Source organism: Roseateles sp. P5_E1 (genome assembly GCF_054049335.1).
In genome coordinates this window covers 1-531 of sequence record NZ_JBFUMN010000446.1, presented here as the reverse complement: position 1 = coordinate 531, position 531 = coordinate 1, and the positions used below count along the sequence as shown (strand labels likewise).

General features: G+C 70.1%; 1 protein-coding gene. It reads right to left on the bottom strand.

Annotated features, from left to right (window positions below):
* Positions 1 to 476: LpxL/LpxP family acyltransferase (locus ACXJKJ_RS32010; RefSeq protein WP_457395764.1), on the bottom strand; the 476-nt coding region annotated here is incomplete at its 3' end.
* Positions 477 to 531 lie beyond the last annotated feature (55 nt).

Genomic DNA, 531 nt, shown 5'->3' with positions numbered 1-531 from the left:
CCGCGGACCAGTTGCAGGAACGCATCGCCCACCGCCTCGTCAGGCGCCTTGTAGACGATGGCGATCGGACCGCGCGAGGCCAGCCACTGGTTCAACAACTCCCAGTTGCCGTGGTGCGGGGCGGCCACGATCACGCCCTTGCCGGCCGCCAGCGCGGCGTCGTACAGCGCCTCGCCATGGCGTTCGACCAGGCAGGCCAGGTTCGCTTCACGCGGACGGGTCCACAGACGCAGGGTCTCCACCGCCTGCATCGCCGTGGAGCGCAGCACCTGCCGGTGCATCACCGCGCGCTGGGCATCGGTCAGTTCGGGGAAGGCCAGTTCCAGATTGCGCCGGGTGACCCGACTCTCACGGGCGTTGAGACGGATCCACAGGCCCGCCAGTGCGGCGCCGAAGCCTCGCAGCCAGGACCAGGGCAGGCGGGTGAACAGGGCGGCGGCGCGATAGGCCAGGCGGGCAGTGGTGTGCGGTTTCATCACTGCAAAGTCTAGCCGCTGGCGGCGAGCGTGTCGGCGCGCGGTCGCGTTAAGG